The 21,410-nt window shown below is 42.0% G+C and carries 11 protein-coding genes; 7 read left to right on the top strand and 4 right to left on the bottom strand.

The window, feature by feature from the left end; translation table 11 throughout:
* Positions 1-60: 60 nt before the first annotated feature.
* Genes hepC (BLR37_RS14240) through BLR37_RS14230 form a run of 3 tightly spaced genes read right to left on the bottom strand, consistent with a single transcriptional unit; the run spans position 61 to position 5,236 of the window.
* The gene (gene hepC, locus BLR37_RS14240) at positions 61-2,049 is read right to left on the bottom strand and encodes a heparin-sulfate lyase HepC (RefSeq protein ID WP_090769661.1); all 1,989 of its coding nucleotides are present in this window, start codon (positions 2,047-2,049) and stop codon (positions 61-63) included.
* Positions 2,050-2,071: 22 nt separating this feature from the next.
* Entirely contained in the window at positions 2,072-4,021 is a 1,950-nt protein-coding gene (hepC, locus tag BLR37_RS14235; protein ID WP_090769659.1) for a heparin-sulfate lyase HepC, read from the bottom strand.
* A gap of 15 nt (positions 4,022-4,036) precedes the next feature.
* Positions 4,037-5,236, bottom strand: a complete 1,200-nt coding sequence (locus tag BLR37_RS14230) for a glycoside hydrolase family 88 protein (RefSeq protein ID WP_090769657.1) — start codon at positions 5,234-5,236, stop codon at positions 4,037-4,039.
* A gap of 377 nt (positions 5,237-5,613) precedes the next feature.
* Between BLR37_RS14230 and BLR37_RS14225 the strand changes: the two genes are divergently transcribed.
* From BLR37_RS14225 to BLR37_RS14210, 4 genes are all read left to right on the top strand, one after another.
* Positions 5,614-6,585, top strand: coding sequence for an ROK family protein (locus BLR37_RS14225; protein ID WP_244154667.1), 972 nt, complete (start codon positions 5,614-5,616; stop codon positions 6,583-6,585).
* 708 nt (positions 6,586-7,293) lie between these two features.
* Positions 7,294-10,446: a SusC/RagA family TonB-linked outer membrane protein gene (locus tag BLR37_RS14220; RefSeq protein WP_090769653.1), complete on the top strand. Its 3,153-nt coding sequence runs from the start codon at positions 7,294-7,296 to the stop codon at positions 10,444-10,446.
* 18 nt (positions 10,447-10,464) lie between these two features.
* A complete protein-coding gene (locus BLR37_RS14215) occupies positions 10,465-12,339 on the top strand; it encodes a RagB/SusD family nutrient uptake outer membrane protein (RefSeq protein WP_090769651.1) in 1,875 nt (624 codons plus the stop codon).
* A 101-nt stretch (positions 12,340-12,440) separates the two neighbouring features.
* The gene (locus tag BLR37_RS14210; protein ID WP_090769649.1) at positions 12,441-13,811 is read left to right on the top strand and encodes a sulfatase family protein; all 1,371 of its coding nucleotides are present in this window, start codon (positions 12,441-12,443) and stop codon (positions 13,809-13,811) included.
* Positions 13,812-13,859: 48 nt separating this feature from the next.
* Here BLR37_RS14210 and BLR37_RS25120 read toward each other — a convergent pair whose 3' ends face one another.
* The gene (locus BLR37_RS25120; RefSeq protein WP_143009578.1) at positions 13,860-14,222 is read right to left on the bottom strand and encodes a hypothetical protein; all 363 of its coding nucleotides are present in this window, start codon (positions 14,220-14,222) and stop codon (positions 13,860-13,862) included.
* A 1,185-nt stretch (positions 14,223-15,407) separates the two neighbouring features.
* Between BLR37_RS25120 and BLR37_RS14190 the strand changes: the two genes are divergently transcribed.
* From BLR37_RS14190 to BLR37_RS14180, 3 genes are all read left to right on the top strand, one after another.
* Positions 15,408-19,415: a hybrid sensor histidine kinase/response regulator transcription factor gene (locus tag BLR37_RS14190; RefSeq protein WP_244154666.1), complete on the top strand. Its 4,008-nt coding sequence runs from the start codon at positions 15,408-15,410 to the stop codon at positions 19,413-19,415.
* Between the two features lie 284 nt (positions 19,416-19,699).
* Positions 19,700-20,293, top strand: coding sequence for an RNA polymerase sigma factor (locus BLR37_RS14185; RefSeq protein WP_090769641.1), 594 nt, complete (start codon positions 19,700-19,702; stop codon positions 20,291-20,293).
* Between the two features lie 94 nt (positions 20,294-20,387).
* Entirely contained in the window at positions 20,388-21,404 is a 1,017-nt protein-coding gene (locus BLR37_RS14180; protein ID WP_167356611.1) for a FecR family protein, read from the top strand.
* The last annotated feature ends 6 nt before the right edge of the window (positions 21,405-21,410 follow it).

The following is a 21,410-nucleotide window of genomic DNA, read 5'->3' as shown; positions in this document are numbered from 1 at the left end:
TATTTTTTTAGGGCTAAATGAAAAGAGGTAATGTTTTACCATTACCTCCTGATTTAATCTTTATGGATTGGTGTTGCCACCGTTCAGTTTTGCTTTTACTATGCTTGTTTTGCCGTTAATGCTAACTGAAATATTGAGCTCGCCGTTTTTATAATCGTTACCGGCATTTTCTTTAATTTTTATCTCTGGTGCTTTGTTGCCGTTGTATGGATAAACTACGCTGATAAACTGTTGTGTTTTATCATCATTTTTTGGCTTTTCGAATACAAATGCAGGGCGTTTCATTTCTTTACCATACTCGTAAGAAACTTTTCCTTCTTCCTCATGCAAAGTAATTTTATCGGTATTGAGCGATTGAATTAACAGGTTATTGCCATCGGCATAAGTGGTGTACACCTTATTATTTGTCCCATCAAATACCGGATTACTATCTTCTTTAAGCTGGAAATGTACGCCCAGGTTGCCTGTAGCGGTGCCCAAAGCTTGATCGATAACTAAAAAGTATTTTTGATCGATAAACAGTACTGTTCTGCGGTGGTTTAAATCTTTGTAGCTGGGATTGGTATAAGTTAAAATATCCAGGTTTTTACTGCTTTGCCATTTGTTTTGTACCGCTTTGGTAATCAGCATATTTTGGTTATCCAAAGTAAGCGTACTGTGTACCCGGGTTTGGCGGTACCAGTTGCGTTGCTTCATAATTTCAGCATCGCCGCTGTAAACAAAACAACCTGCATCGGGCGTAAAATTGCGGCCGTTTACCCAAAGTTCAAAAGTGCCGTTATCGGGTTGTGCATGGAATTCGCCCGGAGGACTTGCTTTCAGCATTAAAATGGTCGATGTGCTATCCCAGCCATTGCGGAAGGTATAAAAACCCGCTGTGCTTAAGGCATTGGATAACCAGTTTGGTTTTTTACCTTTCTGACCATCACTTGCGAAATATTGAATGAATGGATTCTCGGGAATCATAGCTGACCACGATTGAAACTGTTTTAAACGAGTTTTTTTCTCCCGGATCCACGAGTCGCCAAACATGGGTTGGTTATAGTTAGGGAAGGTGATGTTTATAAAAGCCATGGCCATTTTTTCGATGGTTTGCCTGTAGCTTGGAGGAAACTCGCCTTCAACACCTGCTTTTTGTGCGCCCTGGTAAGCTTTAATAAAAATATCGATGGCTGCCGCATGGTAAACAGGCGATAATTCGTATTGTACACCATCGGGAAGTACTTGTTTTTTAATCTCTGCGTTTAACACCTCTATTCCGCTTTTACGCCAGGCCGGAGCGTTTTTGTACTCAGGTAATGATGCTCCTGCAAATAGTGTACGTTGGGCTTCGAATAACCTGTGATTGCCTTCTACCGCGTAATTTTTAGGCAGGTAATCTGCCTGCTCGGCATAACTTTTTAAAAAGGTTAATAAAAACGCCGGGGTAAAATTGGGCGAGTTGATGAAAAAAGTAAGTGTGGGCACTAAACTTTGTATACGGTCTGATACTTCGAGTGGGCGCCAGGCATATTTATCGTTATCGGCAGATAAGCCTAGAGGATTCTTTTTCATCCAGTCTTCAAACTGGAACATCCATTCTTTGGCATATTGCTCATTATGCGTAGCACGATAAGTCAAGGCCATGGGGAGCCACCATTTAACACGGTGAAGTTGCCAGCGTACTTCGTTATCTTTTACGGGCCAAAGCTGCCAGTTAATATCCTGGCCGAAATCGAAATAACCATAACTTTCCTGCGTTTTAAAACGATGCTGCAGGGCATTATCTGCCACCTCTTTTGTTTTTGGAGCTAATTTGCCGGTATCAATTGGTGTTTCCAGATTACTTAAATCTGGTTTTGTACCTAGTTTTTTTCTATAATATTGTAAAAGTGCTTTACCTGCTTCCTGGTATTGGCCGGCATCAACAGCTTGTTTTACTTTCTGCAGACCGGGATAATCCAGATTGATCAGATCGAAGCTTGCTTTGTTGATGGGACTTTGCGCTTTTGCCAGCGTAGCCACCAGCATAAGTGTACAAAACAATATTTTTGCTTTAAAACGTATCATGTTTATGTTGCTATTGGTGTAGTTATAGTTGTTGTTTAATGGTTTTTTCCTTGCCGTTTATGGTTAAGGTTAGGGCTATTGTTCCGGATTCGTAATTGTTGCCTGCATTTTCTTTTAACGATGCTTTAGGAGCTACGGTACCCGAATAAGGCAATACTAAACTTACAAAAGTACCCGGTTGGTTATTAAGCTTCTCTTTCTCGAAAACAAAAGCAAGGCGTGGTGTCTCTTTCTGGTACTCGTATGAAACAAAACTTTCTTCTGCCTTAAGTTTAGTGCCGGCTTTGTTCAATACCTGAATGCTGAGGTTATTGCCATCGGCATAGGTGGTGTTAAACTGGAGGTTGTTTAGGTCAGCATCAGCTTTTGCGTCTTCACTCAGTACGAAATGGATGCCCAATTTACCTGTTAATGGGCCACTTGCTTTATCAATAATAATAAAGTACGATTGATCGATAAACAGGAAAGTACGCTGATGGTCTAAACCTTTATAACCCGGATTGCTATAGCTCAGCACTTGTACATCGCCATTGGGTACCCATTTTATTAATTTGGCTTTATTTTCTATGGTTTTATTGTCAAGCGTGAGGGTTTGATGTGCTTTGGTGCTGCGGTACCAGTCTCTTTTGCTGTTTTCCTGGTTCCCTACGGTAGCATATATAAAGCTTCCGGCGTCGGGCGTAAAGTTGCGGCCATTTACCCAAAGCACAAAGTTGCCATTGTCAGGGTGCGAGTGAAATTCGGCTGGTGGCCCTGCCTTAATTTGCATTACAGTAGCTTTTTGGTTCCAGCCATTTCTAAAAGCATAAAATCCTGCATTGTTTAAAGCGCTTGATAAATATGCCGGTCGGCTGCCCGATTTGCCATCCGTAGCAAAATAAGCGATCTCTTGATTCTCCGGAAATACTTCTGCCCAGGCCTGGTAATTTTTTATCATTGCGCCTTTACTGGTGATAAACGAATTGCCGTATAAAGGGAAAGTATAATCAGGAAAAGAAAATTTAGGTACAGCAGTAATCATCTTTTCAACCAGGTCGCGGTAGCTTTTCGGAAATTCGCTGGCTATTCCGGCATCTTTTGCCATTTTAAGGGCACGCAAAAATGTACCAATGGTACCAATGTGATAAGATGGCGATAACTCAAACTGCATCCCATCGGGATAAACCTGTTTGGCAATTTCTTCATTTAATACAGTTATACCACTTTTACGCCAGGTATTGGCCTGGGCAAATTCAGCGAAACTGGTGCCTGCCAGCAGCAAATGTTCGGCTTCGTACAGGCGGTGATTACCCATATCAGTATAATTGGCCATTACGTAATTGGCTTGCTCATTATAGCTGTTTAGAAAGGTTAACAGGAACTGCGGCGTAAAACTTGGCGAATTGATAAACTGGTTAAAGAAAGTTGCCCAGTTGTTTAGCCTGAACGAAACCACAAAAGCTTTCCAGGCATAATCTTTATCATCGGCGTAAGTACCTTGCTTGTTCTTTTTAATCCAATCCTGCACTTCAAAAATCCATTCTTTAGCATAACGTTCGTCGCCGGTAGCTAAATAAGCGCTGCCCAGCGATTCCCAGAAAGTAGTACGGTGTAAAAATGTACTCAGCAACTGATCTTTAACCGGGCGGTACTGCCAGTTAATGTCTTTCCCGTAATCAAACGTGCCATAACCTTTGTGGGGTTTAAATTTATGCTGCAAAATATCATCGGCAAGCTGCAAGGTATTGGTATTAACCTTATTGGTAGCCTTGTCTGGACTTAAGGCTGTTTTGCGTTTGCGGAAATAGGCAAGTAATTGTGCAGAGGCCTTGTCGTAATCGTTTTTGGCAACAGCTTTAGCTACATTTTCGAGGCCTGGATGAGATAGGTTGATGCTGCTAAAGCTATTGCTGTCTACAGCTGGCTCCTGAGCAATTAAAGCAAGTGCCGAAAGGCAAAAAATACTGACTGTTAACAAATACTTCTTAATCATCGTCTGTATGGTTTATTAACCTTTAATTTTTTTATAGCGATTTAATGCTTCCAGATAATAGTAATCTGCATAATCGAGCGGTGTATCTATTTCAGAATTGTATAAAAATGCCCCTACGCTATGTTTCAGTAAAAAATATTGGTTTTCTCCTGGTTTAGCCAGATAAGCGTCAGAAGATAAGGTTTTCAAAATATCTTCGGCATAGTTAAAATACTTTTGACCATCTTTTACCTGTGTACTTAAATCGAGCAGGGCAGAGGCAATTACAGCAGCAGCAGAAGCATCGCGGGGTGCCGCACCATCAGTATCCAGATCATCAGCATTATGAACATCCAAATCCCATGCCGGAATCTTATTTTTCTGCAGGCTCGGGTGGTTCATAATAAATTTGGCAATGTTTTCTGCCTGTGTTAAAAAGGCAGGGTTTTTACTGTTTTTATAACACATGGTAAAGCCATATAAGCCCCAGGCTTGTCCGCGGGCCCAGGCCGATTCGTCTGTCAGGCCCTGGTGGGTAGCTTTTTTAATTATTTTTCCGGTTGTTGCATCATAATCTACCACATGGTACGAACTAAAGTCTTTTCGGTAATGGTTTTTCATGGTTGTGGTAGCATGCGTATTGGCTATAGTAGCGTAATTAGGGTTGTTAAAAGTTTTGGCGCCCCAATATAAATATTCGAGGTTCATCATATTATCAATAATTACAGGATAGTGCCACCAGGCGAAATCCCACGAACGGATTACGCCCACTTTAGGGTTAAACCGGGCTGCCAGATGTTTTGCTCCATCGGCCAGTACGGGCAGATAGCTTTTGTCGCCGGTTAGCCTAAAAGCATTTCCGTACGAACAGTAAAGCATAAAACCCAGATCGTGCGTATTGGTAATGTTGCGGATCGAATCAAGCGCCAGTGTAAATTTCTTAGCCTCAGCTGCCAGTTGCTCATCTCCTGTAAGCTCATATCCGTACCATAAACTGCCTGGAAAAAAACCGGTGGTCCAATCTGTTAAACCGGCAAGTCTTACAGTTCCGTTCGGATTAACAGAACGCGGATTTTGACCAGGTTTATAGGTTTGGCTGGCTTTGTTCAGCTGAAATGTAATCACATCAGTAGTTTTTTTAAGCCAGCTGGCTGGTGGATCGTTTTGTACAGGCACAGCATAGCTGTTTAATAAAAGTGTAGTGGCCAGCATTATTAAGCAAAAAGCTTTTTTCATTGTGTTAAGGTTTGAATCTTTGATATTTGTTGATAATTGTTTTATAATTGTGAAATTAGGAGCATCCGGACACAAACACTTTTGATTTTTACCAGAAATATTTTGAATTTGGTTAAAACATCATTTTTAGCAGTTGTTTAATGTATTCGAAATGAAATCGTATTTTCTGGAAGGTATTGAGGGGAACACTAGCCAATGTTAAAATATTTTAAGCCGAAACCTAAGGCCTCAATGCACACTACATTTTATTTTTAGCCCGGATTAAAAAGGATGATTATGCCACCAATTTAATAAGTATGATAAGCATGCCGATTGAATTAGAAAATGTTGTGAGCTGGCAGGCAGACTGAATAAACTAAGACTAAAACCTCAAACAAATGATAACTTTAAACAATGCCAACATGGACCAATCTTATGCGATTGGGATTGATGTTGGTGGCTCATCGCTCAAATGCGGTGTGGTAAACCAGCAGGGAGAAATTTTATATTCCACACTGATTTCGCTTAAAAAGGCCAAAACACAGGGTGCAATTATTGCGCTTATTGTAGAGGCGATCCAAACCTGCGCTTCGAAAGTTAAACAACCTATTCTCGGTGTTGGAATAGGATTTCCGGGTACGATATATAACAACAAAATTATTGCCGGTGCCGATAATTTACCGGGCTTTAAACAACTGGCCCTGGGCGAAATTTTGCAGGATGTAACCCGTTATAACATTATCATGGATAATGATGCCAATTTAATGGGCCTTGGCGAAATGAGCTTTGGTGCAGCCAAAGATTGTAGCGATGTGGTTTTTCTTACTGTTGGTACAGGAATAGGAGGCGCGGTGATGATTGATAATAAACTGTACGGCGGGTTTAGAAACAGGGGAACAGAACTAGGACACATTATTGTACAGCACAATGGTTTAGCTTGTGCCTGTGGTGCCAAAGGATGTTTGGAAGCCTATGCTTCGGTAACAGCATTATTGAAACATTATCAGTTTATTCATCCGGGCATACCCGAAACAGATGAAGTTGATGGCAGATATATCATAGAAAAGTACCTGGCAGGTGAGGAGTATGCAGTGAAAGCAATGGAACTACATTTCGATTACCTGGCTACAGGTATCACCAGTTTTATTAATATTTTTAGTCCCGAAAAAATTGTAATTGGCGGCGGGATAAGTGAAGCCGGGGCTTTTTACACCAGGGAAATAGAACGGAGGATCAAGACATTAGCCGTTCCGGTGGCCTCACTCCATGCATTGGTTGTTCCGGCCAAGTTGGGCAACAAGGCAGGCTTACTGGGCTGTGCCGCCAACGTTTTTCAAAAATTTAAAGCATTCGATTACCTAACCACGTAAAATTTAATACTATAGCCCTCGTGTGCAGCGAGGGCTATTCTTCTTTGTATCCATATAGTCCTCGTTTGTAACGAGGATTATTGAGAAGTGCATTTGCAATGCACATTCCATTAACTCATTCTTCAGCGATAAAATCGCTAATCTCAGGCATCCCCGTTGTTCCAAAGGAAAATAAAGCCTTTACATGGTTCATTAATCTGCTTTCTATATAAAGATTGCCATCCGATAGCTATCGGATCAAGCTGGCAATGACGAATAGGTATAGTCCTCGTTTGCAACGAGGATTATTGAGAAGTGCATTTGCAATGCCCATACTACCAATGTCTGATGTGATAAAGCACATTAAAACAGTTCAACATCCAGCCAATAATACCGGTAATTTCTTTTTTGTAGTATTTATACGGCTATATATTTCAGTAAAAAAATAATTTATTTCTTGCTCATTTTGTTATTAAAAGTGCCTGATACGTGTTAATTTGGCGGTATTAGTCAAATTTGATAGTATTTTAAACAAATTTGAAACTCCTTTTTTACCCCGATTGCTAAATTCGTTTCCGTTGATTTAACCAGATAAAGATATAACCTGAAACAAACTAAAAAAACAACTAACCAGACAGCAGCAGGAGATCATGAAAAGAAGAATCACCTAACTATGCGCATCAGCTCATATGCTTTAAGCAGACTTTTACAACTAACCAAAACCAAAAAATGAAAAGAATTATCATATTAATCGGCTTACTCTGCTTTTTTAAAGGATTACAGGCCCAAAATGTAGTCACCGTAAAAGGTGTGGTAAGAGATGGAACCAACCAACCCATTCCCGGTGCTACAATTACAGAAAAAGGAACTAAAAATGTCACGGTTTCTTCTAATTCAGGCACCTATCAAATCAGCGTTAAATCCGATGCCGTATTGGTTTTTAGTTACCTGGGAACAAAAACAGTCGAACAAAAAATAAACGGTCGCACTACTATTGATGCAAAACTGCAGGATGATGTAAACAACCTGAATGATGTAGTGGTTATCGGTTACGGACAAACCGTTCAGCGTAAAGATTTAACCGGAGCCATATCATCATTAAAAGGAGCGGAGATTGCAAAAACACCCGTAGCCAATGTTGCTCAGGCCTTGCAGGGCCGTATGGCAGGTGTGCAGGTAACCATGCCAAGTGGCGATCCGGGTTCTACACCTCAAATTAAAATACGTGGCGGTTCGTCCATTACACAGAGCAACGAACCTTTGTATGTGGTTGATGGTGTGCCTCAAACCGATGGTTTGGCATTTTTAGACCCCACCGATATCGAATCGGTTGACGTGATGAAAGATGCCGCTTCAACAGCTGTTTACGGTGCAAGGGGCGCTAATGGTGTAATTTTAATCACCACAAAACAATCCAAAGGTGGCAAAACAACCATTAGCTACGATGGCTATGTGGGGGTACAAAAGGCTCCTAAGTTTTTACCGGTACTGAGTCCGTACGAGTATATGCTGTATATTTATGAAAACTCAACCCGTGATGCTACCAGGGCACAGAAGTTTCTAAGCACTTTCGGCACTTTCGAATCGCTAGCTGCTAATTATGGAAACAGGGAGGGTATTAACTGGCAGGATGAAATATTTGGCGGAACTGCTTCAAGCCAGTATCATAAAATCAGTGTAAACGGAGGTAGCGGCGATACCAAATATAACTTATTCTATTCGCGTAACGTAAACGATGGTTTAATGCTTAAAAGCGGTGCCAATCGCGATATCGCTAAATTAACCGTAACCAATACACCGGGTAAAAAAGTAAAACTGAACGGGATTGTTAATTATTCTAACCAGAAAATATATGGTTCGGGCGGTACCCAGGAAGGTGGTAATGCGCGCCTGAGCATGTTACAAACCTTATTGCAATACCGTCCGGTAAATTTGCCAAACGTTTCGGATATTGGATTAATAGATGATGTTTTAGATCCGCTGGATGATCCCGGTAACCCTGCATTTCAAAGTCCGATTGTAACCGTAAATACCCGTTTGCGCGATCAGCGTATCCGTTCGTTAAATGCAAGTGCTACCGCCAGATATGCCATCAGCAATAAATTTACCTACAATGGTTTGGTAGGCTTTACCAATACCTCGAGGGTTGATAAAACTTTTAACGATTCAGAATCCATTACGGCAATCCGGAATAAAGGGGCATCAGGAGGCATAGCTACTACTTTTAATAATCGTTTCAATTATAATAATACGCTTACCTATAGCGATAGTTACGGTAAAGACCACAAATTCGACATTACCGTAGGGCAGGAGTATATTTATAACTATTCGGAAAGTGTGAATGCCGGTGCTACCAATTTTCCCAATATAAATAGTGGTTGGTATAATCTGGGCCTCGGTACCGTTGCAGCTTTCCCTTCGTCTTATGCCGAAGAAGATAAACTATTGTCGTTCTTTACCCGCGCCAATTACAGCTATAAAGGCAGGTATATTTTAGCCGGAACATTAAGGGCCGATGGTTCTTCTAAGTTTGGTGAAGAAAACAGGTGGGGTTATTTTCCTTCAGGCTCTTTTGCCTGGAAGGTAACGGAAGAGCAATTCATGAAGTCGTTAAACTTCCTGTCTGATTTGAAACTGAGGGCCAGTTATGGGACCTCTGGTAATAACCGCATAGCCAATTATGCCGCTTTGGGTATTTTTACTTCCGGCCAATATGCCTCGAATACCAGTATTTTACCAACCGTGTTCCAGAATAGTTTAGCCAATCCATTCCTGAAATGGGAGGCCGTTAAAGCCACCAATATTGGTTTGGATATTGGTTTGTTAAAACAACGCATTGCCTTAACTGTCGATTGGTTCGATAACCGCTCTAAAGACTTGTTATACAATACCCGGATTCCGGCCAGTGCCGGTTTCACCCGCCAGTTTCAAAATATTGGCTCAACTTCGAGCAGGGGTGTAGAGTTTACCTTAAATACCGTAAACATTAAAAAATCAGACTTTAACTGGAGCACCAATTTCAACATCACATTCAATAAAACCAAAGTGTTGAAATTAAGCGATGGCGAAAATTCGTTAATCACCAGCAGCTACAACAACAGCTATCAGGATTACATTTTACAGGTTGGGCAGCCGGTAGGTACCATGTTTGGTTACCAGCAGGACGGACTTTACCAGGTAAGCGATTTTAATTACGATGCTACAGCTAAAACTTACAGCTTAAAGCCGGGAGTTGTTCAAGATGCTATTGCTGTACAACCGGGCTACATTAAATTTAAAGACCTTAACGGCGATGGAAAAATTACTGATGCCGATCGTACTATCATTGGCAATGCCAATCCTAAATTTTCGGGAGGTATTAACAACACTTTTGCCTATAAAGGTTTTGATTTAAGCATATTCCTGAACTTTACCCAGGGCAACAAAATTTTTAATGCCAATGTTAAGAATAACTTAGCCATTGCCAGCGATTTTAGCAATAACCTGGCTTTTCAGGCCGACAGATGGAGGACCATTAATGCAGCAGGGCAGGTGGTTACCGATCCGGCAGAGCTGACAGCACTTAACCAGGGTAAAAACTCGGTTGCATCTATACTGGGTAATACCAGCGGACGTATGTACGACAGCCTAATTGAAGATGGTTCTTTTCTGCGCATAAGCAATGTAAACCTGGGGTATACTTTCCCGAAAAGATGGCTCGAAAAGGTTAAACTAGCCAATGCCAGAATATATGTTACCGCTTATAACCTGCATGTATTTACCAAATATTCGGGTTACGATCCGGAGGTTAGTGTTATTGATAATGCGCTTACACCAGGTGTAGATTTTAGTGCCTACCCAAGACCGCGATCATTTGTAGCGGGAATTAATATCTCTCTATAACCAAAATTATATTCCGTTATGAAAATCTTAACATCCAAAATAAAAACATGTGCGCTGGCCACTGCATTAATGGCCGCATCGTTTAGCTCATGTAAAAAAGCCACCGAGGCCAATCCATATTCATATTTTACTACAGCCAATTTTTTCAGCACAGTAGGTGAAGCCCAGCTGGCTACTACCGGGGTTTACGAAATTATGAAGTACCCATCTACTTATGCCTGGTATGTACCCCTTATTTATGATAACGATTCGGATATCCAGTTTATAAGCGATGGGGTTACACCCGATTGGCGAATTATTCCGCATTACCTGGGAATTCCGGAAACGCCATTTTTATACGAAACCTGGAGTGCCTTTTACAATGGTATTGACCGGGCCAACCTGGTAATAGACCGGATCCCGAAAATGGATGTCTACAATAGTGGCAGCAGCGATCAGAAAGCAGCCTTAAACAGGATGCTGGGCGAAGCTAAATTTTTACGGGGTTTCTATTATTCCGAACTGGTAAGGTTATGGGGCGATGTGCCTTTTAAACTTAAAAACTCAGAAACCGGCGATAATTTAAAATTGCCCTTAACCGACCGTTATCAGATCTATGCGCAGATTATTAAAGATATGCAGGAAGGAGCAGATTTATTACCCGCTGCCCTGCCAACCGATGAGCGCGTAAATAAATTTGGTGCCAAAGCCATCCTGGCCAGGGTTGCCTTGGCTGCCGGTGGCTATTCGTTAAGGGCCGATGGAACCATGCAAAGACCAGCCGACTATAAAACCTATTATCAACTGGCGCAAACACAAATTAACGAGGTAATTGGCTCAGGTCTGTATGCCCTGAATCCAGATTATTCGATGGTTTTCAAAAATCAAAGCATACAAAAGTTCGAGCCCAAAGAAAGCCTTTTCGAAGCAGGGGTTTATACCTCTACGTTGGCCACAACCAATCAATCCAGTTATGGAACCTTTAATGCCCCACAAACTGCAGGTAGTACTACATCTCCTTATGGTACTACGCAAAACCGTTGCTTTGTAACCAAAACTTTTTACGATACCTTTAAAGATGGCGATTTAAGAAGGGATTTTTCGATTGCCAAATACAGTCTCGATGCTTCCGGTAACCGGCTGAGTTTGCTTACCAACAACCGGATATGGGCACCAGCCAAATGGAGCCGGGAGTACCAGAACAATTCTAATTTGGAGCGCGTAAATACAAATATTAATACCGTATTGATGCGGTATTCGGATGTATTGCTGATGCGTGCCGAAGTTGAAAATGAATTAAATGGCGGACCCAATGCTTTGGCTTACGAGGCCATTAATACCGTACGCCGCCGTGCATATGGCCAGGCACTGGGCGGAAGTAGGGTAAATGTTACCCTTAGCAACGGCGGTACCGGTTATACTGCCATTCCGGTAATTAAATTTACCGGTGGGGGCGGTAGCGATGCATCAGCCGTGGCTACCATTAGCGGCGGCAAAATAACGGCTATAACCATGTTAAACAACGGTTTTGCTTATACATCCGCACCTGCAATAACCATTACCAATACAGGTACAGCTAATGGGAGCGGTGCTACAGCAACGGTTACTTTAATGGCGCCCGCAACCGGCGTAGATTTACCCGCTGCCTTAAGTCAATCTGCTTTCTTTCAGGCGGTACAGGATGAACGTGCCTGGGAACTGTGCTTTGAAGGCACGCGTAAAGCCGATTTAATCAGATGGAATGTGCTGGCCGATAAAATTAAAACAACCCAGGCTGCATTAAAAGTAATCAACTCGGTTTATCCATATAATGCAGCCAATAATTTTGTTGCCGGTAAGCATGAGTTATATCCCATTCCGCAAAATGAGAGGGATGTAAACAGTGGCATTACCCGCAATAACCCTAAATATTAAAATTAGTTAATCATTGCAGCAGCTATCCCATCAGGTGAAAGATTTAAAGTGCCCGTGATGTGATGAGATAGTCTGCTTCATTCGTTCCGTATATTTATACTATGAAATTCATCCTGGTTTGCCTCAGCTTCCTTATTGGCCTGCAAAAGCTTTCTGCCCAGCAGCAATCGCGTCCAAATATTCTGATCATCATGACCGATCAGCAAACGGCCGAAGCCATGAGTATTGCCGGCAATAAGGACCTGAATACCCCGGCTATGGATAAACTGGCTAAAAATGGGGTTCGGTTTACCAGGGCTTATTGTGCACAGCCTTTGTGCACACCTTCGCGTACTGCCATTTTTAGTGGTAAAATGCCTTTCGAAACAGGCTTTGTAGGCAACGCAACCGAAAAAGACGGACAGTGGCCCGATAGCCTGCTTATGATGGGTAAAATATTTCAGCAGGGTGGTTATCAAACGGGTTATGTGGGCAAGTGGCATTTGCCCGTACCCACCAAAAAAGTGAGTCAGCATGGCTTTACTTACATTGAAAATACCAACTTCTTAGATTATAACGATGGGGCAACGCCCTCTTTTTGCGCGCGTTTTATTAAAGAGAACAAAGAAAAACCATTTTTACTGGTGGCCTCGTTCCTTAATCCACACGATATTTGCGAATGGGCCCGCGATGAAGATTTAAAAATGGATGTACTTGAAAATGCACCTCCTGCAGACCAGTGCCCGCCACTGCCGGCTAACTGGCAAATTCCGGCTAATGAGCCACAAATTGTACGCGATCAGCAAAAAACAGTAGGCTTACGTACTTATCCATCGGTAAATTACACACCCGAAAAATGGCGCCAATACCGCTGGGCCTACAATCGTCTGGTAGAAAAAGTAGATCAGTACATTGATCAGGTATTGTATTCGCTCAAAAAATATGGCGTAGAAAAAAATACCATCATCGTTTTTACGGCCGACCATGGCGATGGTTACGCCGGGCATAGCTGGAACCAGAAACAAATTTTGTACGAAGAAGCCGCTAAAGTTCCTTTTATTGTTGCTAAAATGGATGGCTCATTAAAACCCCGGACAGATGAAATGCTCGTGTGCAACGGAACAGATATTATCCCCACAATTTGTGGTTTAACCGGTATTCAAAAGCCTGCTTACTTAAAAGGTATGGATATTAGCAAGCGAATAAACAATCCGGCTCAAAACCTGCGCGATACACTCGTTATTGAAACTGATTTTGCCGATAACGAACAACTGCTTGGCATTAACGGACGCGCCGTAATTACCAAAGATTTTAAATACATCGTGTACAATAAAGGAGCGATTAAAGAGCAGTTATTTAATTTAGCCAACGATCCCGGTGAGATTAAAAATCTGGCGGTTGATAAAGCCTATAAAAAGAAACTGATTGCTATGCGCAACTATCTTAAACAATGGTGTAAAAGCAATGGCGATCAATTTACATTAGCCCTATAATCCTATAATTTTCTTCCGTCCACCGATTTATCGCTTGTCACTTAGGTGTTAGAAAGTCTGAGGTCGGAAGTTCAGGTACTTAACATCTTCTTCGCACTCAAGTGTACTAAGGTTGCCGGGGTTCGGAACGGGGTCATTGGTGTTCTGAACAGTGTCATCGGAGTTCGGAACGGGGTCATTGGGGTTCGGAACGGGGTCATTGGGGTTCGGAACGGGCTCATTGGTGTTCTGAACAGTGTCATCGGAGTTCGGAACGGGGTCATTGGGGTTCGGAACAAGGTCGCCGGTGTTCGGAACGAGGTCGCCGGGGTTCGGAACGGGATAGTCGGTGTTCTGAACAGTGTCATCGGTGTTCGGAACGGGGTTGTCGGTGTTCGGAACAGGGATAGTTGGTGTTCTGAACAGTGTCATCGGGGTTCAGAACAGGGGCGTCGAGGTTCTGAACGAGGTCGCCGGAGTTCGGAACAGGGTCATTGGTGTTCTGAACAGTTCCATCGGGGTTCGGAACGAGATCGCCGGAGTTCGGAACAGGGATAGTCGGTGTTCTGAACAGTGTCACCGGGGTTCGGAACGGGGTCATTGGTGTTCGGAACAGTGTCGTCGGTGTTCTGAACGGGGTGATTGGGGTTCGGAACGGGGTCGTCGAGGTTCGGAACAGGGATAGTCGGTGTTCGGAATGGGGGGGGCGAGGTTCGAAACAAGGATCATTGGTGTTTAGAGATACAAAAAAGTGTTTTCTGCCATTAAAATTCATCCCTCACCCCCCTTCAAAGGGGGACGGGATTTCCAACGGGGTAAATGCCGCTTTGATTTCGATTAGCATCTCGATTAAAGTAGATCTTTCCCCCTTTGAAGGGGGCAGGGGGATGATAATTGAGATAATATAGTTAATGAGTAATACACAAATTTATCTCCGAACGGAGTCGCCAGAGTTGGGAAAGTTTGGAGTTTAGAGTTTGGAGTTTGGAGTCTGAGGGGGTGAAAAAGACTAAAGCTAAAAGCTTGGTGCCCTTAGGTGTCTTAGGTGGTGAAAAAGCTGAAAGATGTAAAATGGACGAAGGAATAAAACACCCAACTCTGTGTCCTCTGCGTTTTTTTCCTTTGTGTACTTTGCGGTTAAAAGAAAAGTCGGAGGTCGGGGTCAGAAGTCTGGGTGCTTAAGATATTGCTCGCTACTCAGGTGTGCTTAGGTGTCTTAGGTGGTTGAGCAAGTTTGGAGTTTAGAGTTGGGAGTTTGGAGTCTGAGGGGATGTCGCTTGCTACTCAGGTGTTCTTAGGTGTCTTAGGTGGTGAAAAAGCTGGAAGATGGAAAATGGACGATGTAATAAAACCCCCAGCTTTGTGTCCTCTGTGCCTTTTTCCTTTGTGTGCTCTGTGGTTAAAAAGGAAAGCTGGAGGTCAGAATGTGTGCTGTTCAAAAAACAGTTTCATTAATAATGATAAATGTTTAAATTAATGCAGTAAAGCCAAATATATACTTTTCTAAATGAGGCATCAGCTATGTTGAAGGAGAATAATTACGGGATGATAAAAAATATTAAACATCAGATCAGAAAAGGCTGTGTATGCTTTTGCGCTGCATTAATCCCCCTGCTTGTGTTTTCGCAAGTTGCCCGGGCACAGGTAGATGGCCGGCATTTCAGGAACATTTCTGTCGATAAAGGCCTTTCGCAAAGTACCGTTTTTTCAATTAAACAAGATAGCCTGGGCTTTATCTGGATGGCCACTCAGGATGGTTTAAACCGTTATGAAAGTAAAGGTTTTAAAGTTTACCGTCCGGTAGATGGCGAAAAGAACGGCCTGCAATCACATTATATCCGTTGTTTGTTTGTCGATCATAAAGGCCTAATGTGGATTGGTGGCAATAAAGGCGTTAGCCGTTATAACTATGCATCAGACGATTTTGCAAATTATAAGCTGCCGGGAAGCCTCGGCGAGTGGTATATCTCCTCTATTACAGAAGATGCAGCCCATAGCATCTGGGCAACCACCATCACCGGCAGTGTATTTAAACTAGCAGCTGGCGAGTCCCAATTTAAGCAGGTTAATTTCGATGCTGTTGAACATGGTATAAAAAAGATTACCTACATCAGTGTCTGGAACAAAAATATGTTAATGGGTACCGATGTTGGTCTATTTGAATTTAGCGGACAAGGCCACCGGCTTAAAAAGTTAAATTTAGGTGTAGATAAACCGGCCATAAACGATGTAAATATCGACGGCAGCAATTTGTGGGTAGCCACAGAAGGCAACGGACTCATTAAATACGAAAGCCCAAACGCTAAGCTTAAGTTTTTTACCCATCAATCTGCCCAAAATAGCATTGCCGATAACAATGTCAGGTGTATTGGCAAAGATGAGGAAGGTAATTTCTGGCTGGGTACATTTAAAGGATTGTCTGTTTTAAATCCAGGTAACAACACACTGGAAAATTATTTTCATCAAATTTCGCAGCCTTATACCATCAGTCAGAATTCGGTACGTTGCTTTTTTAAAGACCGGCAAAACGGCATTTGGCTAGGTACATTTTATGGCGGGGTTAATTACTACCACAAAAGCGATATCAAGTTTAACCTCTTAAGTCAGAATACCGGCCGCTTATCTTTAAACGATGAAGTAATCAGTGTAATTAAGGAGGATGCAAAGGGCAATTTCTGGATTGGTACCAACGATAAAGGTTTAAATTACTGGAATCGGGCCGCCAATACCATCAGCTATTTTACCAGTAGCGAAAGCAATGCCAACAGTTTAAGCTCGAATAACATTAAAGCTATTGCCTTTGATGATAACCAAAATTTACTTGTAGGTATGCATAACGGTGGTTTTAACATCTTAAATCCTGCAACCGGTAATGTAAAGCGATATCGCCATAACGAGCAAGATCCCAACAGTATTGCAGGCGATCTGGTTTATGCCATTTTGAAAGATTATAAAAGCCGGATCTGGATCGGCACCCGCTCGGGCCTGGATCAGTTTATTCCCTTGAACCAGACTTTTGAGCATATCCATTTAGACAGGGCAGGTAAAAGACCTGCTTCTGATGATATTACTTACCTTTTTGAAGACAGCAAACACCGGATCTGGATCGGAACTACCAACGGCATTACACTTTTCTATCCCGACAATCTGTTGTTTGATAACGACCTCGCCAGGCAGTTGCACGATGAGGTAATTAGTTGTATTACCGAAGATAAAAAGGGGAGGGTGTGGATTGGTTCGCGTGAAGGACTGATTTTATACGATGGCGGCCGGCAAAGCTTTGTAACCTATAAGGATAGGAAAGATTTTATAAAGGGCACTATTTACGGACTGCAGCCCGATAACGAGGGTAATTTGTGGGTTTCTACCAACCGCGGACTCATTCGCTACAATCCCGATACCAAAACAACACAGGCTTTTGATGAAAGTGATGGCTTACAGAACAATCAGTTTAACGATTATGCTTTTTGCAAGGCAAAAGACGGGATGCTGTTGTTTGGCGGTATTAAAGGCCTTTCTTATTTCTATCCATCGGGTATTAAGCAGCAACAATTGCCCTTAAAGTTAACTTTTACCGGCCTGGCTGTTTTTAATAAGAACGTAACCAGTGGAGATGATACCAAAATACTCGATAACCATATCGATCAGAGCGCCGAACTCAAATTTGCTTCAGCGTATAAACAGTTTACCATTCATTTCAATACTTTCAATTATATTTCTGCCAACAGAACCCGATACCTCTATAAATTGGATGGTTTAGATAAAGACTGGCAAAGTACCGAAGATTTAAAAATAACCTACAATAACCTGCGGGCAGGCAGTTATAATTTTCTGATTAAAGCCGTAGGACCAAATGGCGAAACCAGTGCGGTAAGGTCGTTAAAAATAATCATTTCCCCGCCCTGGTATAATGCTACCTGGTTTTACCTGCTCTTGCTGGCGCTGGCAGGTACTGGTAGTTACGTTGCCTACCGCATTATTGCCGAAAGGATTAAGGCTTTGCAGCAGCTTAAATTAGAGCGGGTTGATAAAGAGCGGGTGCGTTACATCAATCAGGTAAAAATGGATTTCTTTACCAATGTTTCTCACGAGTTAAGAACCCCGCTTACCCTTATTCTTGCACCACTGGAAGAGCTGATTAAGAAACCTTCGGCCGATAAGTTAATTACAAAGCGGCATGAAATGATGCTCATTAACGCCAAAAGGCTTTATAACCTGGTTGATCAGTTGTTCGAATTCAGGAAAACAGAAGCCGGCACACGGAAACTCAAAGTAGGTAAAAGCGATATTGTGAGCTTCATACACGAAATTTACGAGTCGTTTAAACCACTATCAGAAAAGAACGAGGTGCAGTACACGTACTACTCCAGCGAAGCGAAATTAGCCTTCTACTTCGATAGTGATGCCATGGAGAAAATACTGTTCAACCTCTTGTCTAATGCATTCAAGTACACGCGTGCACATCATAAAATCAATGTCGAACTCAGCACACAAAACAATTATGCCCTCATAACCGTAACTGATACCGGCGTGGGCATTGCTGCCGACGAAATAGCCAAGGTTTTCGATCGCTTTTATCAGGTTAACAACCAGGAAATGAATTTAGGCTCGGGCGTGGGGCTGGCTTTTACCAAAAGCCTGGTAGAGTTGCACCACGGAACAATTAAAGCAGAAAGTGAGCCTGGAAAGGGAAGTCGCTTTACCGTTTCCATTCCGATGGATGATGCCGCATATCAGCATGATGTAAGAACTGAAGCTACCCGCTACGAACTTTCTATTGTTACCGGTGAAGAAGCCCTCTCCGGAAATAACGACCTTGATACCGATCAGCTACTAACCACTGAGCCTGATGAAAACGATGGGCAAAGAAGCAGACTGCTCCTGGTTGATGATAACAAGGAAATTTTAGATTATCTGCAGGATTATTTTAAAGAAAGTTATGATATTACCACTGCTTTTGATGGTAAAATGGCATTGGATATTTTAGAAAAAGAACAGTTCGACCTGGTGGTGAGCGATGTAATGATGCCCGAATTGGATGGTTTGCATTTTTGTAAAAGATTAAAGCAGAATATCAATACTTCGCACATTCCGGTGGTGTTGTTAACTGCCAAAACAGAAGTGAGTCAGCAAATTAAAGGCCTTGAAATGGGTGCCGACGACTACATGACCAAACCTTTTTCGGTAGATATGCTGGGCGCGAAAATTGCCAGCCTGTTAAAATCGCGCAAACGTTTAAAAGAATATTACAGCGGAAGCAAGGAGGTTGTGCCTCAAAACCTGGCTTTCAACACGCTCGATGAAGAGTTTTTAAAAGAAGCGATTGAGATTGTAGAAAAATACCTCTCCGATTCTGACTTCTCGGTAGACAAATTTAGCCGCGAGATTGGCATGAGCCGCTCAAACCTCTATTTAAAATTTAAAGCCATAACAGGCGAATCGGCAACTGATTTTATTAAACGGATCAGGTTTAATAAAGCCGTAGAACTGATGCAGAGCAAGCGTTACACTATTGCGCAAATTACCTATATGTGTGGTTTTAATTCGCCCTCGTATTTTTCTACCGCATTTAAGCAGTATTATGGCTGCATGCCGAGCGAATATTTTGAGAAGAAAAGTCAGTAAGAAAGCCAGATTATCTTTTCTACTGGCTGGTGTCCACACCTGCCAGCTTTTGATTATCTGCTTCGGTGGATGATATCCCGACTGATAGACTGCGGATATTTGAAGCCAGTTTAACGAAATAGCTATAAAACACAAAAGCCTCGATTTTCATCAGTCTTTTCAGCTGGTTTTTTACCTTTTGAAGTATAGCAGCGCATTTCGCATTTAAACCAACATGCTTTTTTTATTGAAAATGTGTTATTGCAAGCGGTAATTTCCTAAATTGCTTGCAAATTTATAATTGATTGAAAGCAAATTCCGGTAATAATCAATTTTGGCCTCGTTTATTGCAGGGCGATCGCCAGGCTTTAAATGAAATTTATCGATTACATGCAGATGCCTTGTTTCGATACGGGATTCGCTTGTTACATGATGAAAACGCAGTTCAGGATTGCATTCACGATCTTTTTCTAAAAATATGGAGCAACCACGCCCGGTTAAGCGATACCGATAACGTTCGCTATTACCTCATCTCTTCATTAAGGAATACCATTATTAACTACCGAAACCAGCAAGGTAAAATTGAGCATCAGGAGTTACAGGAACGTGATGGCTTTGCCATGGATTTTACCGTAGAATCTCAATATATTTTAAAAGAAGAACAAACTGAAAAGGCTCAAAGGCTTGCTGAAGCAATGAATCAGCTAACAGCCAGACAAAAAGAAATTATTTATCTGCGCTATTTCGAAGAACTCAGTTATGATCAGATTGCCGAGATGATGGATCTCAGCAAAAAGGGTACCTATAAGCTGAGCGCCAGAGCGCTGGAAGCATTAAGGGAAATTCTGCAGGTTGAAAAAGCAGTTCTCATTGCGCTTTTGGTATCGTTAAAACATTGATTTTATTTTTTTCTGAAAAAAATCATTTTCCGTGGGGTAATTATTTAACTTCTGCTGTTTGTATAGTTGAATGGTTAAAAACCATGAATCAACTATGCCAAACTCAAACTACAATAACTTCAATTCAGAAGATTTTTTAGCTGATGCTGATTTTTTGCGATATGTCAAAAAAGCAAATCAACAGGATGTACAATTTTGGGAAAGTTGGCTAAAAGATGAGCCTGAGAACAAAGCCGCATTTTTGCAGGCCAGGCTTCAGCTGCAAATCATTTTAAGCAGTAAGGATCGGGTTATTTCGGCTACTCAGGCTGATGCTTTGTTGGATCGGATTAACCAGTCTATTGATGGATTGGTACACAAACGCCGTTTACGCATCCGTCGCATGATCTGGAGCTCAGGTATTGCGGCAAGTTTACTTTTGATCCTTTTTGGCGTTTGGTTTTTCAACTCAACAGTACATATTAACACCACATTCGGCGAATCAAAATTGGTGTTGCTCCCAGATGGCTCTGAAGTGCGTATGAACGCAAATTCATCGTTAAGCTACCCAAGGGCATTTAAGTGGACTAAAAATCGTATGGTGTTACTTACGGGCGAAGCTTTCTTTAAAGTGAAACATTTTAACCAAAATCCATCAGCTGTTAAAAACGGTGAGCTGTTTATAGCGCAAAGCAATAAACTTAAGGTTGAGGTTCTGGGAACGGTTTTCAACCTGAAATCGCGGCCTAATGTAAACGAAGTTACTTTGATTAAAGGTAAAGTAAGGGTTAAAGCCATTGGCAGTGGAGAAGCGCGAATACTGAAGCCCGGAGAAATGGCAAGACTTGGTACAGACAGCAGGTTTATGGTAAATGTTACCACTACAGTACCTCAAACATCATGGATTGGCAATAAAATATTAATGACACAAACCCGGGTAGGAGATATCATTGCCGAATTTGAAAACCTCTACGGATATAAAGTGATTTTGCCAGATACCACAATGGCCGATAAAAGGATTGACGGTACTATTTCTACCCTTAATGGAGAAAGCATGCTCTTTGTGCTTAAAAATATTTTAAACGTAAACGAAAGACGAGAAGGAAAAACCATTTACCTGGAAAGACGATGAAAAACT

This window comes from Pedobacter soli (assembly GCF_900101435.1).
Lineage (GTDB): Bacteria > Bacteroidota > Bacteroidia > Sphingobacteriales > Sphingobacteriaceae > Pedobacter > Pedobacter soli.
Note: the sequence above shows the minus strand (reverse complement) of the source record. Positions and strands in the feature narration are given on the sequence as shown.

Excerpts from the sequence above, each read along its gene's own strand:
- hepC (WP_090769661.1), bottom strand. The coding sequence starts at position 2,049 with ATGATACGTTTTAAAGCAAAAATATTGTTTTGTACACTTATGCTGGTG.
- hepC (WP_090769659.1), bottom strand. The coding sequence starts at position 4,021 with ATGATTAAGAAGTATTTGTTAACAGTCAGTATTTTTTGCCTTTCGGCA.
- BLR37_RS14230 (WP_090769657.1), bottom strand. The coding sequence starts at position 5,236 with ATGAAAAAAGCTTTTTGCTTAATAATGCTGGCCACTACACTTTTATTA.
- BLR37_RS14225 (WP_244154667.1), top strand. The coding sequence starts at position 5,614 with ATGATAACTTTAAACAATGCCAACATGGACCAATCTTATGCGATTGGG.
- BLR37_RS14220 (WP_090769653.1), top strand. The coding sequence starts at position 7,294 with ATGAAAAGAATTATCATATTAATCGGCTTACTCTGCTTTTTTAAAGGA.
- BLR37_RS14215 (WP_090769651.1), top strand. The coding sequence starts at position 10,465 with ATGAAAATCTTAACATCCAAAATAAAAACATGTGCGCTGGCCACTGCA.
- BLR37_RS14210 (WP_090769649.1), top strand. The coding sequence starts at position 12,441 with ATGAAATTCATCCTGGTTTGCCTCAGCTTCCTTATTGGCCTGCAAAAG.
- BLR37_RS25120 (WP_143009578.1), bottom strand. The coding sequence starts at position 14,222 with ATGACACTGTTCAGAACACCAACTATCCCTGTTCCGAACACCGACAAC.
- BLR37_RS14180 (WP_167356611.1), top strand. The coding sequence starts at position 20,388 with ATGCCAAACTCAAACTACAATAACTTCAATTCAGAAGATTTTTTAGCT.